At 58.6% G+C, this 20,225-nt stretch carries 12 protein-coding genes and 2 tRNA genes; 6 read left to right on the top strand and 8 right to left on the bottom strand.

What is annotated here, in order from left to right:
- Nucleotide 1: 1 nt before the first annotated feature.
- The 4 genes from CNX70_RS07005 to CNX70_RS06990 all read right to left on the bottom strand — a co-directional run bounded on the left by CNX70_RS07005 (nucleotide 2) and on the right by CNX70_RS06990 (nucleotide 8,785).
- Nucleotides 2-3,286 (bottom strand): type I restriction endonuclease subunit R, encoded by a 3,285-nt coding sequence (locus CNX70_RS07005; protein WP_096234107.1) that lies wholly within the window; start codon nucleotides 3,284-3,286, stop codon nucleotides 2-4.
- 105 nt (nucleotides 3,287-3,391) lie between these two features.
- A complete protein-coding gene (locus CNX70_RS07000; RefSeq protein ID WP_096234106.1) occupies nucleotides 3,392-5,053 on the bottom strand; it encodes an ATP-binding protein in 1,662 nt (553 codons plus the stop codon).
- Nucleotides 5,054-5,055: 2 nt separating this feature from the next.
- Nucleotides 5,056-6,333, bottom strand: coding sequence for a restriction endonuclease subunit S (locus CNX70_RS06995; protein ID WP_208624502.1), 1,278 nt, complete (start codon nucleotides 6,331-6,333; stop codon nucleotides 5,056-5,058).
- Nucleotides 6,326-8,785 carry a type I restriction-modification system subunit M gene (locus CNX70_RS06990; protein ID WP_096234105.1) on the bottom strand — a complete coding sequence of 820 codons (2,460 nt, stop codon included), beginning with the start codon at nucleotides 8,783-8,785 and terminating at the stop codon, nucleotides 6,326-6,328. The genes CNX70_RS06995 and CNX70_RS06990 overlap by 8 nt, the downstream gene beginning before the upstream one ends.
- A gap of 1,117 nt (nucleotides 8,786-9,902) precedes the next feature.
- Here CNX70_RS06990 and CNX70_RS06985 point away from each other — a divergent pair.
- Nucleotides 9,903-10,220, top strand: coding sequence for a helix-turn-helix transcriptional regulator (locus tag CNX70_RS06985; RefSeq protein ID WP_244199056.1), 318 nt, complete (start codon nucleotides 9,903-9,905; stop codon nucleotides 10,218-10,220).
- 38 nt (nucleotides 10,221-10,258) lie between these two features.
- On the opposite strand, the gene CNX70_RS06980 is transcribed toward CNX70_RS06985, so the two are convergent.
- The 4 genes from CNX70_RS06980 to acs form a co-directional block, all read right to left on the bottom strand.
- Nucleotides 10,259-10,882: an Arm DNA-binding domain-containing protein gene (locus CNX70_RS06980; protein ID WP_157750929.1), complete on the bottom strand. Its 624-nt coding sequence runs from the start codon at nucleotides 10,880-10,882 to the stop codon at nucleotides 10,259-10,261.
- A gap of 10 nt (nucleotides 10,883-10,892) precedes the next feature.
- On the bottom strand, nucleotides 10,893-12,182 hold the full coding sequence (locus tag CNX70_RS06975) for a tyrosine-type recombinase/integrase (RefSeq protein ID WP_096234103.1): 1,290 nt from the start codon (nucleotides 12,180-12,182) through the stop codon (nucleotides 10,893-10,895).
- A 219-nt stretch (nucleotides 12,183-12,401) separates the two neighbouring features.
- Nucleotides 12,402-12,492 (bottom strand) — tRNA-Ser (locus CNX70_RS06970).
- Nucleotides 12,493-12,682: 190 nt separating this feature from the next.
- Complete coding sequence (gene acs, locus CNX70_RS06965) at nucleotides 12,683-14,689, bottom strand: acetate--CoA ligase (protein WP_096234102.1); 2,007 nt, start codon at nucleotides 14,687-14,689, stop codon at nucleotides 12,683-12,685.
- Between the two features lie 292 nt (nucleotides 14,690-14,981).
- On the opposite strand from acs, the gene CNX70_RS06960 reads away from it, so the two are divergent.
- The 5 genes from CNX70_RS06960 (at nucleotide 14,982) to CNX70_RS06940 (ending at nucleotide 20,188) form a co-directional block, all read left to right on the top strand.
- Nucleotides 14,982-15,602, top strand: a complete 621-nt coding sequence (locus CNX70_RS06960) for a TIGR00645 family protein (RefSeq protein ID WP_096234101.1) — start codon at nucleotides 14,982-14,984, stop codon at nucleotides 15,600-15,602.
- 77 nt (nucleotides 15,603-15,679) lie between these two features.
- The gene (locus CNX70_RS06955; RefSeq protein ID WP_096234100.1) at nucleotides 15,680-17,221 is read left to right on the top strand and encodes a fumarate hydratase; all 1,542 of its coding nucleotides are present in this window, start codon (nucleotides 15,680-15,682) and stop codon (nucleotides 17,219-17,221) included.
- A 67-nt stretch (nucleotides 17,222-17,288) separates the two neighbouring features.
- Nucleotides 17,289-18,134 (top strand): glutamate racemase, encoded by an 846-nt coding sequence (murI, locus tag CNX70_RS06950; RefSeq protein ID WP_096234099.1) that lies wholly within the window; start codon nucleotides 17,289-17,291, stop codon nucleotides 18,132-18,134.
- 142 nt (nucleotides 18,135-18,276) lie between these two features.
- A tRNA-His gene (locus CNX70_RS06945) sits at nucleotides 18,277-18,352 on the top strand.
- A 105-nt stretch (nucleotides 18,353-18,457) separates the two neighbouring features.
- Nucleotides 18,458-20,188: a site-specific integrase gene (locus CNX70_RS06940; protein WP_096234098.1), complete on the top strand. Its 1,731-nt coding sequence runs from the start codon at nucleotides 18,458-18,460 to the stop codon at nucleotides 20,186-20,188.
- Nucleotides 20,189-20,225: the final 37 nt, after the last annotated feature.

Below are 20,225 nucleotides of genomic sequence, written 5' to 3'. Positions count from 1 at the left end.
TTCATGTCGTCACTAGTTTTTCGTGGTTGGCGCGCGCCAGTTCCATCAGCTTGTCGACCAGAGCTTCGATCTGCGGCGTGGGTAGCAAGCGTGAGCGCATCAGCAGTTCGAAAATGCGCGTGTTCAACGCGTCCTGCGCCGGCTGGCGGTTGGGGCGCCAGAAGTTGGGCGTCAACTCCGAAGTAATGGTGTCCACTACTTCAACGCTCAGATCCACCAGCTTCTTGCGCTCGACATCGGCCATTGCAGCGTCGCCGACGGCCGTATCGACCAGCAAGCGAAGGAAGGGACCGTATTGTTCGGGCAGGTCAGGCAGGCGGTCGTCGTGGTCCACGCAGCCGCTGCGAATTTCGTCAACCAATCCCTTCAATGCTAGCGCCAGCTGGTCCCAATGATCACCCAGCTTATCGAGTAAATCCTTCAGGCGTTCGCTCAACTTGCGGAATGCCACCGGGTCCTGATCCATGTGCTCGCGGATGTGCGCCCGCACCGCGTGTTCCATCTCCGACGCCTTGGCACGGTCGTTCGGCTCGCGCGCCACCTTCATGGCAAAGTCGGCATCGGTAAGTGAGACGGGTGCTATCTTTGGGTCCACGCCCAACGATATGACGTGCTCATCGATCAGCTTGCGCACCTTGGCGCCCACGTCCTTGCCCAGCACCGGCGTATCGCGATAGCGATTGCGGGCGCGGGCGTAGATGAAGGCCAACAGTTTCGCATCCGGCGCGAAGGGCAAGCCTTCCGGCCTTGGCAGCACCACATCGAGCGTATTCAAAAACTGCTTGAGCTTGACCGTAAATTCGGCACGCAGCCGTTCGTCGGCGAGCGTTTCGACACAAGTATCGAAATCGTTCAGGCTCTCAATACCCCTGCTACGAAACAGATCGACGACACGCAGATGCCGGTCACGCAGTACCGGAATTTCGTCCTTCAAGCTTTGCAAAGCACCGTCGATGTCTTCATCCGCATAAACATTGAACGCCTGCTTGAGATGATGGGCCAGGCCAAAATAATCGACCACGATGCCGAACTGCTTATCGTACCCAGTGCGGTTCACGCGTGCGATGGTCTGCAATAGCTCGGCCTCGCGAATCGGGCGATCCAGGTACATCACGCCTTCGATCGGCGCATCAAAGCCGGTGAGCAGCATCGACTTGACGATCAGAAAGGCCAGCGGATCCGTCTTCGCCGCGTCTTTGTGCAAGAGTGGCTTTTTGAAACGCTTAATGCGCTGCTCCTGCGCCACACCGTCGGTCCACTGCTTCCACACGGGATCGTCGTTATTGCCACCGGAAATAATCGGCGCGAACTCGATCGCGCGCAAGGTGTCGCAATAGCGCCACGCCTGAACCTGCGCCTGCAACAGCGGCGACCGGCGGCACAAAGCCTCGTCGTCCATCGCCTTGTCTTCCGGGCTCAAGGCCTCGGCTTCAGCCAGCAGCGCATCGCGCGCCACAAAAAAGGCATCCACGTATCGCACCACGGCGAGTCGGCTGTATGCCACCACCTGGGCCTTGAAGCCATTGGGCAGAATGTGTGTCACATAGTGGCGCAGCATGTCGCGCGCCTTGTCGGCAATGAGCGCGGGCGCCTCGAAAATCTGCCCCTTGGTCGCGTACTTCTTGCGGATCGCTTCGAGTTCCTCAGGCGTATGCTCGCGGAACAGGTCCTCGAACAATTCGTCCAGATTGGCCCCCTCCTTGACCGCACCATTGGCCGTGCGGCCTTCGTAGAGTATGGGGACGATGGCGCCATCCTGCTCGGCTTCGCGGATCGTGTAACGGTCGATGAATTCGCCGAAAATTTCATACGTGCGCTTCTTGTCGCCCATCAGAATCGGCGTGCCGGTGAAACCGATGCGCGCGCAGTTGGGCAAGCCGGCCTGCAGCGCTGCCTGCAAGTCGCCGGCCTGGCTGCGATGCGCCTCGTCCACCAGGATCAGGATGCTGTCGTCTTCGTTGAGCACTTCGGCGGGCGCCGACTGGCGCACCGCATACCGTGGCAAGTCTGCAGGCTGCAGACCAGCCTCGCCGGCAGCATCACCGCGTGCTTTTTGGATCATGCCGAACACCAGACCTGGGCCGCGACGGCGCAGCATCGCCTTCAACTTGTCTGCCGATGTGGCCCGCTCCACCGTTTCACCCGTCAATGCGGCGGTCAGGGAAAGCTGCCGTTCCAGATCGGTACGGTCGGTCACCACCACCACCTTGAAACGCCGCAGTTGCGGATCGGTGCGCAGCTTGCGGATCAGGAATACCATGGTCAGGCTCTTGCCAGAGCCCTGCGTATGCCAGACGATGCCGCCGCGCCGGTCATGCTCGCCATCTTGGAGGCGCGTCTTGCCGCTGCGCAGACGCTCGATGGCGCGGACGACAGCGCGGTACTGCTGATAGCGGCATACGGTTTTGACCGTGTGGCCATCCATATTCATGAAAAGCATGAAGTGGCGCAGCACGTCGAGCAAGGTGCGTGGCTCGAACAGGCCGGCCACCAGGCGCTCCTGCTCGGACAGCTGGGCCTTGCCCAGCTTCTCGCACACGGCTTCCTCGGTCATCGGCGCGACAGTCTTCCAGGCCGCGTAATGACGAAATTCTGCGCCTATGCAAGCCACTCTGGCCTCATCGAAACTGGTCGCCACCAACAGCTGATTGGTGTGAAACAGTGGCTCATTGCCCTCATTGTCATCGACTTCGCCGCTGGCCCGGCGCGCGTTGCTATAGCGGCGCAACTGGTCCACGGCCTCGGCCAATGGCTCGGGAACCGACGGGCTCTTGCACTCGATCACCGCCAGCGGAATGCCGTTTACCAGCAGCACCAGATCGGGCACGATGAACGCCTTGCCCCGGTTGTAGCCCGGCGGACAGTCCACCCGGTACTGGTTAACAACGGTAAATTCGTTGCGTTCAGGGTGAGTCCAGTCGATATAGTGAATGGTCTGGACGCGGCCGCCATCCCAATCCGGCATGCCGTCGACCGTGATACCTCCGTGCAGCAACTCGGTGGCCACGCGGTTTGCCTCCATCAAGCGGTGCGTGGGGATGCGCGTGATGGCGCCGACGGCTTGCGACAGGCGTTCGTCATCCAGCCAGGGCTGCGCCACCCCGGCCACATCGCGCAGATTCAGGTCGTAGAGCTGACGGCGCAGCGTAGCTTCTTGCACCACCTCGGCGAAGCTGGCGCGGCCGGTATTGGCAGGCTGGTCCAGGTCACCTGCCACATAGCGCCAGCCCATCGCAGTCAACTGTTCAACAAACGGACGTTCGACTTCGTCCAATTCCCAATGCATAAATATCCAATCCAATCGTTAAGCCATTGATTTCATTAGCACTATAGGAAATAGCGACATCCAAAACCATCCGATTCCATCCGATTCCATCCGTTTAGGCGCCGCTTATCCCTTTGGACCAAGCCGGTAGGCAGCGCTGCGGCCCGCCCCTTCCAGCAACAGCAGTTCATTCGTCTTCATCCGCTTGAGCAGGTCTTTTGCTTGCCCCTCGGATAGACGGCAAAGTTCAATCACTTCGGCGCGTCGAATTGCGCCATGCTGGCGTACATAGTTCAGCACCAGTTGCTCATGCTGGAGATTGCTAAAACCCATCTGCCGCGTGTAAGCAGCCTTGCCTCCTTCAGCCTGGTAAACGCCGGCTGCAAGCGTATAGGTGCGGCCACGCGTCGTGCCATGGGCTTGCGCAAGGCCAGCCTCCACCAACGCCTCCAGGGTGCGCTTCGCTTGCGCCGGCTCGCGCTGGATATGGATGGCCAGTTCCTCAGTCGTCAGGCGCTTCAGGCCACGCAGCGCTGCCAGGGCGATCAGGCTGTCGATCGGCAATGCACTGCCGCGCCGCCCCTCTTCCTCGACCACGCGCTTCAGGAAAGCCTCGTCGGCATCCGTCGTAGCCAGGCGCAGGATGACGCTGGTGGCATCGGTGCGCCGGTAATCCGGCTCGGGACGCCCGAAGCGCAACATGCCGCGATAGATTTTGTCGACGCCACGCCCCGAGCGCTCGACCACGCCGATGCGCTTCATCGCGTCGGCCAGTGTGCGATTGCGCGGGCGCGGTTCGGTGGTCAACAAGTTCGCCAGCGTCACGCCATCCATCAGGCCACCCGGGTTGCTGATCGTCAGCCCTTCGTCGTCCATCCGCACATGCACCGCGCCCATGCGGTGATAGTCACGATGTACCAGCGCGTTGGCGACCGCCTCGCGAAAGGCGCCCAGGTCTACCTTGGGCACGGGGACGCGGAACAGGCCGACCTGTATTTCACGCTCTGGATTGTAAGGGCGGAAATTCGTCTCCAGCCAGTCCAGCGCCTTGAGCAGGGGGAAGCGGCGAAATTCGTTGAAGCCGACCGCCTCGCGCGCCAGCACCTGGAACGCGAATTCATGCGTGCCAACCAGTTCGCGCAGCGCCAGCTCCTTGCCCAGCAACAGCAGGCCCGTCAGCGTGGGCACGCGCGTGCCATCGCTCTGGCGCGCGGTCAGTCCAAGCGCGCCATCGAGCGCTTCGTCATCGAGTTCAAGCAGCACGCGGTCACCGCCATATTGCTGCACGCTTTGGCGCAGCCGTTCGCGCTCCAGCGGGTCCAGGTCACTCAGCTTGGCACCGGTCACCGCCTGGGCAGAGGCGTCCACCAGGCCAAAGGTAGTGGCGCGGCTGGCACGCTCATGCGGCAACATCGCCACGCACTCGGGCTGGCCGTCGGCCTTCAGGCGCCGGCGCAGATACATGCCGCCGGTGGTCGCCACTTCGCCATGCGCTTTGGGTATGGCGATACGCGCCACATGCACAGCGCCCAGTGTGACCGGTGTTACCGTGACCGCCAGCGACGGCGATGTGCGCGCGGCCACCAGCCCCGCCAGTCCGGCAAGTTGCATATGCTCGGCGTGCAGGCCCGTCGGCGTGCCATCGTCTTCCACACCCAGCCACAGTTCGCCACCATCGGCGTTGGCCAGGCAAATGACGGCCTCGACCAGATCGTTGTCGGACAGGCGTTTGCGGTCGCTCTTGAACTCGACGGTGAGGGATTCGTGCTGGGGCAGGATAGGGATCATGGTTACGCGCCTAACGTTTCGAGTAGTTCGGTAACGCGGACACGGCCGGTTAGAAGATCATCTGACAGTCCCAATTTGATCTTACGTTGAGTCTCGATAAATTGAGTTTCACCGTTGATGTGTGCAGTTGCCGCCGCCAGCGTGTCGAGTATTCGATTTTGCTCCTGCGCATCAGGAATGGCCACACTCAAATTCATGACCGTCAGGCTACTTATCTTAACCATGCTGCTCGACGTACCAGATGCGCTCGCCTGTATTTGCCGTCGAACTGACGGTGATCCAAGAACGACTTCTAAGAAGGCCGCTGATGTCTTTGTTGACGGACTCAATCGCATCATCAGGTCAGGGTAATAGCAAGGCGTACCTACGTCGCGGTAAATTCCCACGAGTCCGACCAAATCACGTGTGTTCGCTCGACTGATCAAAAAATCACCGTTTGAAAGTAGGGCAGATCTCAAGAGAACGTCATCTACCGGCGCATCTTTAAGTTGCCGTGCTCGAAATCCATCCGGAGTAAGGCAACCAAGCCCAAGCATCTGACTTCCCGTCCAACGCCCCGCTGCCTGCGGAGAATAACCATTTTTTGGTCGGCCATCCAGCGAATCGGACAAAGGACCTGCTGACCATTCGACTGGAATCCAGCCCAGTGGTGAGTGTTTATACAGATGTGGCGCCTGGCTCTGCGGCGGACGCAGTTCGCCGTTGGCGTCGATGCCACGGGTCAGCAGGTCGTGCAGCAGCCCCTGCTTGACCAACTTGAGCTTCTCAATGATCGCTTCAGTCTGGCGAATAGTAGTATCAAGGGTATCTAAAATACGCGCCAAGGCCGCCTGTTCCGCAAGCCCTTCCGGTATGACGACAGCAAACTCGCTCAGTTCGCCCCGTTTGATATGTTTCATGGTACTGCCGTGTGCACGCTTGTCCATCTCCGCAACTGATTTTTGCAAGATGTGAAAGAGGTATAGTCGCTCAACCGCTCGCGCTGGGATCACTTTGAATAAATGTTGATTTAGCCAAGCTGCACCGCCTTGCCATCTTACGACTGCTAGCGTCCCACTCCACGAAAAAATAAGGTCACCGCTTTCGAGCCGATAAGAACTTGGGAGTCGCCCGGCAAATCTATCCACAACATCTTGCGTTCCGGTGATTTGAGCAATACGAACAATTGGGAGTCCAGCTTTGGACCAATATCGTTCGTTAAACGCAAAGCCATTGACGTATTCACCAAGTGCCGCAAGGTTTGTTCTAATCCACCCCGTCGGAATCTGCAATTCAGACATATCCCAGTCCTTGAAGAAATACTTGCAACGTCTTGGCAGCAGTATCCCGTTCACGCTCAATCGCCGCCAACGTCACACGGTACTTGTCCCACCAGTTCTCAAACGCGATCACCACTTGCTGCCTGTGCGCGTCGATGCAACGCACCAGAATTGCCTCCATGTCGTTGCGCAGAATGGTCAGCAACAGGTCAGCGGCTTTTTTCTCGTCCAGCACATCGACAGCCGAATTGAGCCGAACGGTAAAGCCCTGCTCCAGCGTCTTGATCTCCTTCTTCAACGCGACTAGCTGCGTTTTCCAAACCTTGATCTGCGCCTCGTCCACGGCAGGCTCGTCGCCAGCCGCTTCGGCTTCATCGCCATCGTCAACCACGCTCTTGCTGGCCATAGCCGCCTTGATCTGACTATCCAACTCGGCCTTGCGCGTTTCCAGCACCGCCTGCGCATCCACGAAGTCGGCCATCAAGAACTTGACCAGCTTATGTTCAAATGGCTGGTCCTTGCTTTGCTCGTCGTCCATCGCCGCCAGTATGCTGGTGCGCCAGGCATCGACGACGCCTTTGGCGCCACGCGCCATCAAGGTCATGAACTCGTACTTGGCATCGTCCCAGAAGCCGGCCACGATGCCGCGCACCTGGAAGCGTCCCAACACACCGGCCGACTCCATCGCCTCGGCAAAGCTGTGCAACAAGTCGTTGCGCAGGCCCACGATGCTGGCCGCGCCGGCAATGGCAGTGATGCGCGGGCTGTGCGCCCGCCACCATGCGTCAAAGGCGTCGCGCACCGCTTGTTCGCGCTGTAGCAGGCCGGGGTTGGTATCAATGGCGAGCTTGATGGATTGGCGCGTCGACAGGTGCGGCGCAAAGTCGAAGTAGCTGACATCGCGCTCGGTCAGCAGCGCCAGCGGATCGAGGCCGTGAGTGGCCAGCATTTCCATCTTCGCCGCCACTTCGGCCTTGGGCACACCGCCGAGCAAGTGGGCGCGCACGTCGTGCGGCTCAGGCGCGGGGGCGTTGTCGGCGTAGCGGCGGATGTTGAGGTTGTAGTCATTCTCGCGCAAGGTTGCCGTGCTGACGATGGCAGAAAAGCCCGGCTCGGCCTTGAAGTTTTCAAAAGTGTTGACGATTTTTTCGATATGCTCGGGTAGCAGGTAATTCTGTGCGCGGCCCTCGAAATATTCGCGGTCGGCGTTGATGAATAGCACCTGCCCACGGCGTCCGGCCTCCTTGCCGCTGGCGTTGCCCTGGCGCTGGCGCATCACCAGCACGCAGGCGGGAATGCCGGTGCCGTAGAACAGGTTGGCGGGCAAGCCGATTACCGCTTCGACCAGGTCGGCCTCGATCATCGCGCCACGGATGGCACGCTCTTCGCCACCCCGGAACAGCACGCCGTGTGGCATCACGGTGGCAAGCTGGCCACCGTCGCGCAGCACTGCCACCATGTGCTGTAGGAACATCAGGTCGGCCTTCTTGCTGCCTAGGGACACCTCGCCATAGCGGAAGCGCTCGACGCGGAACTTGGGCGCCCAGACGGACTGGCCGTTGCGGTCTGTGTCGGCGCTGCCCCAGTTGATCGAGAAGGGCGGATTCGACAGCACGCGGTCGAAGCGCATCAACTCGCCCCCTTCCACGTGCTGAGGCTCGACCAGCGTGTCTTCGTTGCGCAAGTCGGCAGTGCTGATGCCGTGCAAAAGCATGTTCATCTTGGCGATAGACCAGACGGTGCCATTCGCCTCCTGGCCGCACAGGTCGGCGCGGCGACCATCGCCGCCATGCTCATCGATGTACTCCTTGGCCATAATCAGCATACCGCCCGAGCCGACGCAGGGATCGTAGATGCTGTGCTGCTGCTCGGGCTTGACCAGCCGCACCATCATGCGCACGACCGAACGCGGCGTATAAAACTCGCCGCCCTTCTTGCCGGCCGAGTCGGCGAACTCGCCGATCAAATATTCATAGGCCGCGCCCAGCAGGTCGGGAAATTCAAAGTCCTCGTTGCGCAGGCGGTAGGTGCCGAAGTGGCTGATCAGCTGGCGCAGCTTGATGTCGGGAATCTTGCTCTGGCCGACCTTACGGGAAAAGTCGATGTGTTCGAGCACCTCGGCCAGGCTGGAGTTGTTACTTTCCAGGCCGCCGAGCGCACGGTTGAGAAAGCCGCCGACATCGACGTGGGCCTCGTTGACCAGATAGTCCCAGCGCGAGGTAGGCGGTACGTAGAAGGACTGACCGTACCAGCGTTTGAGCTCGGCACTTGCCTGTGCATCAGCCTCTGACTTGCCCCCCGCCTTTTCCTGCGCGACCACCTGTTCGCGACGCTGATCGAACACATCGGAGCAACGCTTCAAGAACAGCATCCCGAAGATATATTCTTTAAATTCTGAGGCATCCATCTTGCCGCGCAAGATATCGGCGGCCTTGAATAGATGACGTTCCAGCTGTGGCAGTGTAATTGGCATGAAGGTTGATGAAGGGGATTCAAAGAGGGGGCGATAATATAACATTTGCGCACGGCAAAGTATGCGTTGACATAGCGGCAACCGTCAAATCCGCAGCGCGTGATGAATGTTTCGGGTACAACCTTATTTGGCGTGGCCCAGCAATTATGCACCAGCGCGTGAACGCACGTGTTCAACACACGCGCCCTCGGCCGCCGGGCCTCGCAGAGCAGGATACCGTTGAGCGCCGCAGGCGCGAATAAGGGATGTGAAGTTAGCTAACCGCAGGTTAGCTAACTTCACCTATCCTGCCCCGCTTCGCGCAGCGACTAAACCACAAAAATCGTCGGACACAACTTCGACCAAACCATTTTTTTACAGGTACGAAAGCAAATTTAGCAGGAATGTATGCCAAAACTAGCACGGTAGTTCCGCCCTTTGCAGCGACTGAAACCCTTAAATCACCGGGCAATACCTCGGTCGAACCATTTTTTTGCAGGTACGAGAGCAGATTTAGCAGGAATGTATGCCGAAAGTAGCACGGTTGATCAGCGGCAATAGGCAGCGTCCAAGTGGGAACATTTGACATGCATCTGGGCCAACCTTGATCAATGTCAGCAACAAATTTTCATAGGCTGCTTTACGAGTTCTACACGGCAATAGCGCACTTCTCCTCCGATGGCTGCGCCTTTCTGCACGGACAGAAAAACTTCCCCTGCTGGGCGGGTCGATACGATTGCTGGAAGGTATTAATGACGCGGAATGCAAGCAGTCGCATGCGCGTGTGGCGACTGTACAGCAAAGGGGCCAACGAAAACCAGTCGATGGCAATGCATCTATCGCATGAAGAATGCACTGTCGATTGCCCAATTTTTAGCTGCTAAAGCTTCCACGAACCCGCTCCTGTGTCCAGCCTTGATCTCACACAAAGTGCGCGGCAGGCTTGATCCAAGTGGCATGGCAGGCCGATTCTTGTTGCACCAGCGATTACGGCATTCGATACTGGACCCATGTTTTCGGAATAATGATTGCGAGCGCGTCTAGACGAAAGACGAATCGGTCGCAGGGCAAGGCCTGCGGCATATGCCATTCGCCCCGGTGCTGCCGCTGGCATTTTTGATTCACGAAGGGGGACGCCATGAAAGCAGCGACAGCCGAATTCCTGAAAGAGCGCCGCGTGGAACCTCGCATGGGCGAAGAGCGCTTCATCCGCCTGGGCGAAGTGCTGGCAACCTGCGGCAAGTCGCGCAGCAGCGTTTATGCAGGCATCAAGGAAGGCACCTTCCCTGCCCCTGTCAAGCTGCAGGGACGTTCCTCCGCCTGGCTCAGGAGCGAGGTGCTACGCTGGATGCAAGCGTGTATCGAGGCCAGCAGACCTGCAGACACGGTATGCTCAATAATCGACACTTCATCAAGCACCAGGCCAATCGGCAACAAAGGGACCAGAGCCGAATGAAGCCGGGAGATACCGGGATACCTGCGGCATAGCGCCGTTCACTTCCGCCGCTGCACTACCCTGGCATCCCTCATGGCCTCGATCAAATCATCTTCATCAATGCCCAATCCAAGGCAGCCAAAGATCATGTCGGCACAGTAGTCGTACAGCAAATCAATCACCTCTGCGCTGCGCTCCTTCTGGATTTTCTCCAGCATGATCTGCATGTCGTTTCGCACGCCTTCGTCGGCCACGACGCGGCTCAGCGCCGGGAATACAAGGCCGAGCAAGCGCTCCAGCGCCTGCCTGCCAACCTGGCTTACGCAGCGCTCCATCTTTCTATCGTCCATGGCAACGGGAAGCAGGCAATGCCGCCTGACGGGCTTCGGTGGACGCATATGGGCCGCGTCGAACTCGGTGCGCGGATCCAGCCCGTCATGCAACATCTGGCGGGCGACTGCGCGGCGGCATCGAGCAAGCGCCGACGAGACTTCCGGGTAGTGGCCGAATGTCAGGGCATTTTCCTTACCGTCCGTCTGGCGAAATTTCATGCGCCAGACCTTTGTTCCAGTCGGCATGACTTCAACATACAGCCCGTAGCCGTCGAATAACTTGAATGGCTTGTCTCCAGGCGCCGCCTGTATCAGCTGCTGCTCTGTCAGAGGTTCAATTCGTCTTGGCATGGCTGCCTCCTTAACGACGTGGCGCTGGCCACACCAGTTCCAGCGATCCATGATGGCCTGGCTTCGGCGTATCGCCGCGCTCCACGGCTTCCAGGTAGTCGGCCCACTCCTGCATCATCTTGCGCCGCTCGGACAGGAACTGGGCGCGGTCGTAGGCGCTGGCCACCTTGTCCTTTGGCGCGTGTGCCAGCTGGCGGTCTACCACTTCATGGCGGTAGCCCAGGCGCTCCTTGATGGTGCTCATGGCCAGCGCCCGGAAGCCGTGGCCGGTCATGCGGCCCTTGTAGCCCATGCGGGCCAGCGCCACCAGCAACGTGTTGTTGCTCAGCGGCTTGTCGTGGTCGCGCTGGTTTGGAAACAGGTACGTGCCGCGGCCCGTGATGGTGTGCAGCTGGCGCAGCAAGGCCAGCGCCTGGCGCGAAAGGCAGACGTGGTGGTTGGTCATGTCTGGATTGACGGTCAGCTTGCCGCGCTTCATGCGCTGCCAGGGAACGATCCACTCGCCCTTCTCCAGATCGACTTCGCTCCATGGCGTCTCTATCAGTTCGCTGGTGCGCACGAAGATCAGCAGCATCAGGCGCAGCGCGATGCGCGTCGGCTCGAACATGCGCGCCTCGTTGCGCGCCAGCGTGTCCAGGAAAACGGGCAATTCATCGGTATCGATGGCGGCGAAGTGCGAAACGCGCTTGGTCTTCAGGACGTCCTTCATGTCCACCACCAGGTTGCGGTCGGCCAGGCCGCACTGGATGGCGTAGCTGAATATCTGCGAGCAGACGGCCTTCAGGCGATGCGCGATCTCGGTGGCGCCACGCTCCTCGATCTTGCGCAGGGTGTCAATCAATTCACGGTGCCTGATTTCCGTGATCGGCCTGTCGCCAATGCGTGGAAAAATATCGGCTTCCAGGCGCTGCAGCATGTTCTTGGCTGTGCGTTCGCTCCAGGTTGGCACCTTGTTTGCGTACCACTCTCTGGCGATTTTCTCGAAGGTATTGGATGCTTTTTCGGCGGCGAGCCGCCTGACGTCGTCGCGGTGCTTGGCGGGGTCTATTCCTTTCAGCAGCATCCGGCGCGCCTCCAGACGCTTTTCTCGCGCATCCTGTAACGTCACTTCTGGATAAGGGCCGAAGGTGAGCCGGTTTTCCTTGCCGTCCAATTGGCGAAACTTCAAACGCCAAATGCGCGAACCGCTGGTTGCGACTTCAAGATAGAGTCCACCACCATCAAATAGCTTGTAAGGTTTTTCCCTGGGCTTGGCATTCCTGACCTGCATCTCGGTCAGCGAAACGTTGTTCTTGGCCATGGTAGTCTCCCTCGGCACAATGCCGGAAACTACTTTTGACCAACTTCCGGGGGCAAGGTTCCTAGAGCCGGGGGCATACGACCTAGGTAATGCCCCCGATGAGCTGGATGCAGCTGGACAGTACTGGACGCCAGAATACAAAAAAACCGCTTTAGCACGGGCTAAAACGGTTTTTTGTGGACGTTCTTGGACTTCCTTGAACTAGCCAATTTGTATCTTTGGCGGAGAGAGGGGGATTCGAACCCCCGATAGAGTATTACCCTATACACGCTTTCCAGGCGTGCGCCTTCAGCCGCTCAGCCATCTCTCCTGAAGGCAATGTGCGCGTCTTGCTTGCTCACATTGTGTACTGCATATCGCTTGTCGCGAAGCCGCAGATTATAGCAAAGATTCTACAGACTGCCAAAGTTATTTACCCTGGGGTAAAAGTTTGGCCAGGCCTGGCGGAAGGATGCGCCACAGTGGTGCGCACGGCCCTTCCGGAGGGCCTGGCCTGTCTGTTACGACGTTTCCTTCAACTGATCCAGAATCGCCGGGTTTTCCAGGGTCGAGACGTCTTGCGTGATCGTCTCGCCCTTGGCCAGCACGCGCAGCAGGCGGCGCATGATTTTGCCGGAGCGGGTTTTCGGCAGGTTGTCGCCGAAACGGATTTCCTTCGGTTTCGCGATCGGGCCGATTTCCTTGCCGACCCAGTTGCGCAACTCAAGCGCCAGTCGTTTCGCTTCCTCGCCCGTCGGACGCGCTTGCTTGAGCACCACGAAGGCGCAGATCGATTCGCCTGTCGTGTCGTCCGGACGGCCCACCACGGCCGCTTCGGCCACCAGCGGGTTGGCTACCAGGGCCGATTCGATTTCCATCGTGCCCATGCGGTGGCCCGACACGTTCAGGACGTCATCGATGCGGCCCGTGATGGTGAAGTAGCCGGTGTCCTTGTTGCGGATGGCGCCGTCGCCTGCCAGGTACATCTTGCCGCCCAGTTCTTCCGGGAAATAGCTGGACTTGAAACGCTCGGGGTTGTTCCAGATCGTGCGGATCATCGATGGCCATGGACGCTTTACTACCAAAATACCGCCCTGGCCGTTCGGCACGTCGTGGCCCGCTTCGTCGACGATGGCGGCCATGATGCCTGGCAATGGCAGGGTGCAGGAACCGGGGACCATGGGCGTGGCGCCTGGCAACGGGGTGATCATGTGACCGCCCGTTTCCGTTTGCCAGAAGGTATCGACAATCGGGCATTTCTCGCCGCCGATGTGCTTGTAGTACCACATCCACGCTTCCGGATTGATCGGCTCGCCAACCGTACCCAGCAGGCGCAGGCTGGTCAGGTCGTAGTTGCTTGGATGGACTTTCGGGTCCACGTCGGCTGCCTTGATCAGCGAACGGATGGCCGTCGGCGCCGTGTAGAAGATGCTGACGTTGTGCTTCTTGATGGTTTCCCAGAAACGGCCCGCGTTCGGGTAGGTCGGGATGCCTTCGAACACCACTTGCGTGGCGCCCACGGCCATCGGGCCATACGCGATGTAGCTGTGGCCCGTTACCCAGCCGATGTCGGCCGTGCACCAGAACACGTCGTCCGGTTTGATGTCGAAACTCCACTTCATCGTCAACGCGGCCCACAGCAGGTAGCCGCCGCTCGAATGCTGCACGCCCTTCGGCGTGCCCGTCGAACCGGAGGTGTACAAGATAAACAGTGGATGCTCGGCATCGACCCATTCCGGTTCGCATTGCGCGCTCTGGCCTTCGACCAGGTCGTGCAGCCACGTGTCGCGGCCGGCCACCATCGGCAAGTCGCTGCCCGTGCGTTTGTAGACGATGACGTTTTTCACGCACTCGCAGCCGCCCAGCGCCAGCGCTTCGTCGACGATGGATTTCAATGGCAGCTTCTTGCCGCCGCGCAATTGCTCGTCACCCGTGATGACGGCCACGGCGCCCGCGTCGATGATGCGTTCCTGCAAGGATTTTGCCGAGAAGCCGCCGAACACGACGGAGTGGGTGGCACCGATGCGCGCGCAGGCTTGCATAGCTGCAACGCCTTCGACGGACATCGACATATAGATGATCACGCGATCGCCCTTGGCGATGCCCTTGGCTTTCAGGCCGTTGGCGAACTTGCAGACTTTTTCGTGCAGCTCTGTATACGTTGCCTTGGTGACGGTACCGTCGTCCGCTTCGAAGATGATGGCCGTCTTGTCGCCCAAGCCATTTTCGATGTTGCGATCCAGGCAGTTGTAGGACACGTTCAGCAGGCCGTCTTCGAACCATTTGTAGAACGGGGCGTTGTCTTCGTTCAGGGTGCGGGTGAACGGCTTTTTCCAACTCAGGTTTTCGCGCGCCAGCTTGGCCCAGAAGCCTTCGTAGTCGCGTTCGGCATCGGCCACCATGGCGCGGTAGGCGTCCATGCCGGAAATCGTTGCCTGTGCGGCAAACGCTGCCGACGGTTGAAATACGCGCGACTCTTCCGGTCCCTGCTGCTCAGTGCCCTGCCCTTGGTTCTCTATAGCGGCCATGCTAGTCTCCAGTGTAGTAATTGTTTGGTAACACCATATTCCTGCTGTCTTACGGACGCCTTACATGCAGCGTTTTCCTCGATCCCCTAACCATAGTCGCCACCGGCGATGGGCGTCAAGAGCGCGCCGTCCAGCATTCTGGATGGAAAAACTGATAACTCACCAACTACTTGATGCCACTTTGTGTTTCATCAAGGCCAAGAATCGAAATCGAGGGCATGCGCAGGGATCAGCAGCAAGTGTAAAATGTCGGGCATACCAAAAATTGGTATTTACCCCCAGGAAACTCCAGATGATCGACCATTCACAAAAACCCAAACATAGCAAACTGCATCCCCTGTCCGCCTTCATCTTCATGTCGCGCTGGCTGCAGCTGCCACTGTACCTGGGCCTGATCCTCGCGCAATGCGTGTACGTATTTCACTTCTGGGTGGAACTGTCGGACCTGATCGGCGCCGTATTCGGCAACGATGCGGCCCTGCAGCACGTCATCAGCGCCGTCACCGTGGCCGGCGTGCCGCCACCGGTCAAGCTCAATGAAGCGACCATCATGCTGGTGGTATTGGGCTTGATCGACGTGGTCATGATCTCGAACCTGTTGATCATGGTCATCATCGGCGGTTACGAAACGTTTGTCTCGCGCATGCACCTCGATGACCATCCGGACCAGCCGGAATGGCTGTCGCATGTGAATGCGTCCGTGCTGAAGACGAAACTGGCGATGGCCATCATCGGCATTTCGTCCATCCACCTGCTGAAGACCTTCATCAACGCCACCGCGTATGCCAAGGAACCGAATGTGGTCATCGCGCAAACGGCGATCCATATGGTCTTCATCCTGTCGGCGATGGCGATTGCGTACACGGACCGCATCATGACGGTGACGCAGAACCAAGCCAGGGCACCCCACTAAGTTCGGGCGCTCCTATACTGATTAGCAACAGCAAACAGCATCAAAGTCTTACCCTTCTTATCCACCGCGAGAACACCATGACTGTCATAAAGCAAGAAGACCTGATCGAATCCGTCGCCGCAGCGTTGCAGTACATTAGCTACTACCACCCTGCTGATTACATCGAGCACCTGGCGCGCGCCTACGCGGCCGAGCAAAGCCCGGCGGCAAAAGATGCGATCGCGCAAATCCTGACCAATTCGCGCATGTGCGCGGAAGGCAAGCGTCCTATCTGCCAGGACACGGGTATCGTCAACGTCTTCCTGAAAATCGGCATGGGCGTGCGCTTCGAAGGTTTCTCCGGCACGGTTACCGACGCCGTCAACGAAGGCGTGCGCCGCGCGTACAACTTCGACGACAACAAGCTGCGCGCTTCCATCGTGGCCGACCCGCATTTCGACCGCAAGAACACCAAGGACAACACGCCAGCCGTGGTGCACATGGAACTGGTCGAAGGCAATACCGTCGACGTGAAAGTCGCTGCCAAGGGCGGCGGTTCGGAAAACAAATCCAAGATGATCATGATGAACCCGTCCGACTCGCTGGTGGACTGGGTCATGAAAACCGTGCCAACGATGGGTGCTGGCTGGTGCCCGCCTGGCATGCTGGGCATCGGCATCGGCGGCACGGCCGAGAAAGCCATGCTGATGGCAAAAGAAGTGTTGATGGAAGACATCGACATGTTTGAGCTGAAACAGCGCGGCCCGCAAAACAAGCTGGAAGAACTGCGTATCGAGCTGTGCGACAAGATCAACTCGCTGGGCATCGGCGCGCAAGGCCTGGGCGGCCTGACGACCGTGCTCGACGTGAAAATCATGATGCACCCGACGCATGCCGCGTCGAAGCCGGTCGCCATGATCCCGAACTGCGCCGCCACGCGCCACGGCCACTTCGTGCTCGACGGCTCCGGCCCTGCCTACATGACGCCGCCATCGCTGTCGTCGTGGCCGGAAGTGCACTGGACGCCGGACACGGAAAAATCCAAGCGCGTCGACCTCAATACCCTGACGAAGGAAGAAGTCGCTTCGTGGACGCCGGGCCAGACCTTGCTGTTGAACGGCAAGATGCTGACGGGCCGCGACGCCGCGCACAAGCGCATCCAGGACATGCTGGCCAAGGGCGAAGAGTTGCCGGTCGACTTCAAGAACCGCGTCATTTACTACGTTGGCCCGGTCGACCCGGTACGCGACGAAGCCGTCGGCCCGGCCGGTCCGACGACCGCCACGCGCATGGACAAATTCACCGACATGATGCTGGAAAAAACGGGCCTGATCGCCATGATCGGCAAGGCCGAGCGTGGCCCCGTCGCCATCGAATCGATCCAGCGCCACAAGTCTGCTTACCTGATGGCGGTGGGCGGTGCCGCCTACCTGGTGTCGAAAGCCATCAAGCACGCCAAGGTGCTGGGCTTTGCCGACATGGGCATGGAAGCGATCTACGAATTCGACGTCGTCGACATGCCGGTGACGGTGGCCGTGGATGCGAAAGGCACTTCGGTGCACAACACGGGTCCGAAAGAGTGGCAGGCGAAGATCGAGCAACTCAATAGCGTCAGCAAGATTCCCGTGACGGTCGCTTAAACAAGCTCTACCATAGACGCCGCGCGGCAACATCAGCGCGGCGTTTTTTTATCTTCAACGGTTCCCTATGACTTTTACTGCAAGCATTGCCCGCCCGGACGCGCCCATCGGCATTTTTGATTCCGGCGTGGGCGGCCTGTCGGTGCTGCGCCATATCCGCGCGCAGCTGCCGCAGGAAGATTTGATGTACTTTGCCGATTCCGCCTATGCGCCGTATGGCGACAAGACGGAACAGCAAGTGGTCGACCGTTCGCTGGCGATCACCGCCTTCTTATTGCAGCAAGGCGCGAAAGCACTGGTGGTGGCGTGCAACACGGCCACCATCGCCGCCATCAAGGCGCTGCGCACGCGCTACCCCGACCTGCCCATCGTCGGCGTCGAACCGGGCCTGAAACCGGCGGCGTCCATCAGCCGCAACGGCAAGATCGCCGTGCTGGCGACAGAACGCGCCTTGCGCGGCGACAAGCTGCTGGCCCTGCGCGAACAGGTGAGCGCCGCCACGGGCGCCACGTTCATCTTGCAGCCCTGCATCGGCCTGGCCGACCGCATCGAGCAGTGCGAGCTGGGCAATGATCCGACGGACGCTACCAGCGCCATGCTGGAACGCTACATCGCGCCCATGCTGACGCAAGGCGTCGACACCCTGGTGCTCGGCTGCACCCACTACCCGTTCGTGCAAGACGCCATCGTACGCACGGTACGCGCGCATACGCAGGAACAGATCACCCTGGTGGACACAGGCGACGCCGTGGCGCGCCAGCTGACCCGCTTGCTCGACGCGGCAAGCCTGCGCCGCACCAACAACGACGCACCGCAACTGCAAGGCTACACGACGGCCAAGGTCGAGTCCCTGGCACAAGCCTTCGCCGGCTTGCTGGACTTGCAGCCGCCCGTCGCGCACCTGTCCGTGTGAGTAGTGTGAGCAAAAGCGACCGTTTTCATGCAATCTTTCGATTCTTTAAAAAAGACTGCATTTAGATTTGCCACTTCGCCGAGTTCTTTGTATAATTCGGCACCTGTTCAGCAAAACAGCTAAACAGGCAAGTAAGACAGTGGTGGCTGTAGCTCAGTTGGTAGAGTCCAGGATTGTGATTCCTGTTGTCGTGGGTTCGAGCCCCATCAGCCACCCCATTGTCCCCTAACCCCTTGATTTCACTTGAAAACAAGGCGGCATATAGGATAAATAAACGTAGTTGCTACACAGCCTGTTACACAACAACAGACTGGAGCAAAAACGTGAAATCCACATCAGAGCATCTCTTCTCCCGCGGAAAAACTGGCAATTTCTACATTCGCCGCCGCATACCCACTGCAATCTTGGCAGCTTACCCTACAGGTAAGGCCGAAATAATTCGTAGTCTGCGCACTTCCGACAAAGCTGAGGCGACCAAACGGCTTCGGCTTGAACAGGTTCGCATCGACGCGGAGTTCGCCGCACACTCGCTCTCGCTGAAAGAGCGCAATGAAGCATTAAAGCTATCCCATGTTAAATCTTTAACCGACGAGCAGATTTGCGGCCTTGCGAAGTACTGGGCTCACGGAGTCCTGCTACGCGACGAGCAGGTCCGCCAAAAAGGAATGGACGAAGACGAGTTCGATGAACATGGAGAGGTTCTCTCGCATCAACGTACGGAGCTCGGGAAATTACTTGCGCGTGGGCATGTCAAACCGATTTTGCCGGCAATGTTCGGCTTCATGCACCTTTGCGGTATCGATGCGGAACTGAGCTCTGAAGCAGCACATAAAGCTGGTTATGTCTTCCTAGAATCCGTCGTGAAGACCTTGGACCTTCAATTGTCACGTCAAGCCGGTAACGTCATTAATACCAACGTCGTCGCCCCCGAGGTCCCGCACCCAGCAAAAATCGGAATCGAAACCTCCACTGGCTCCGGATGGGATGACGTGTTCAAGTCATGGCAAGATTACGTCAGTGACCGTCCCAAATCCACTGTTATAGGCTACCAGACGCCATGGGGACAACTGAAGACGTTTGCTGCAGACCTAAACTTGATAGACCCTGGGGAACTGACTCCAAAGCACATCTCTGCATTTGTAAGCGGCATGAAGAAGGCAGGGCTGGAAGTGCCGACCATCAACGGCCGCATCCTCAAACTAAGAGAGATTTTCAAAATCGCAGTCGGAAAAGAACTGCTATTGAGAAATCCCGTCGAGAATACGCTAGGATTCAAGGCGTCCAAGAAGGAAAAGGGCGAAAAAAAGCGCCTGCCATTTACGCCGCAGGATATCGATGTGATTTTCGGCTCATCAGTGTTTACTCAACATCTGCGCTCATCCGGCCAGGCGGATGAGGCCTCATACTGGATTCCTCTCATGATGTTTTATACGGGAGCTCGCCCCGAAGAAATCGCAGGATTAGAGCTTTCTGATATTCAACGAGACGAAAAATTCGGCTGGCGCTTCGACATTACCGATTTGACAGACGGTGATGACTGTCTCTTCGATGAAGAATCGAGCGCCGAAAAAGATGCATCAGAAAAACGCTTACTCAAAAATAACGCATCGCGTCGGCAAATTCCGATTGCCAAGGAGTTGATTGAGCTTGGCTTTCTCCGATATGTCGAATGGGTACGCGGTCAAGATGCGACGCGTCTGTTCCCCACTTTGTCCAAAGATTTTCACGGGAAATTGGGCGGCGCGTTCTCCAAATGGTTCGGGCGCTACAAGACCGAGCTTGGCTTTACCTCGCCAAAAAAGGTCCTGTATTCGCTCAGGCACAACATGAAAGACCTCTTGGAAGCCGCTAAAATACCGACCAAGCCCTTGAAACGGATACTTGGTCATGCCAGCGGCGACGGCACCATCACAGATGGTTACGGCTCGGGCGTTCCATTCGATGTGATACATGAAGAGTTCAGCAAGATTAAATTTCCAGCGATTCCCGCTCTTCCTTGGCAGCCAGGCGTGGGATATTGGAGAAAAGAGAAACGCAACCCGGCGACGAAATGAGCGTTACGAGCATCGCGGCCAGCACCGGATATATGAA

The organism is Janthinobacterium svalbardense (assembly GCF_002327145.1).
GTDB classification, from domain to species: Bacteria; Pseudomonadota; Gammaproteobacteria; order Burkholderiales; family Burkholderiaceae_D; genus Janthinobacterium; species Janthinobacterium tructae.
Note: the sequence above shows the minus strand (reverse complement) of the source record. Positions and strands in the feature narration are given on the sequence as shown.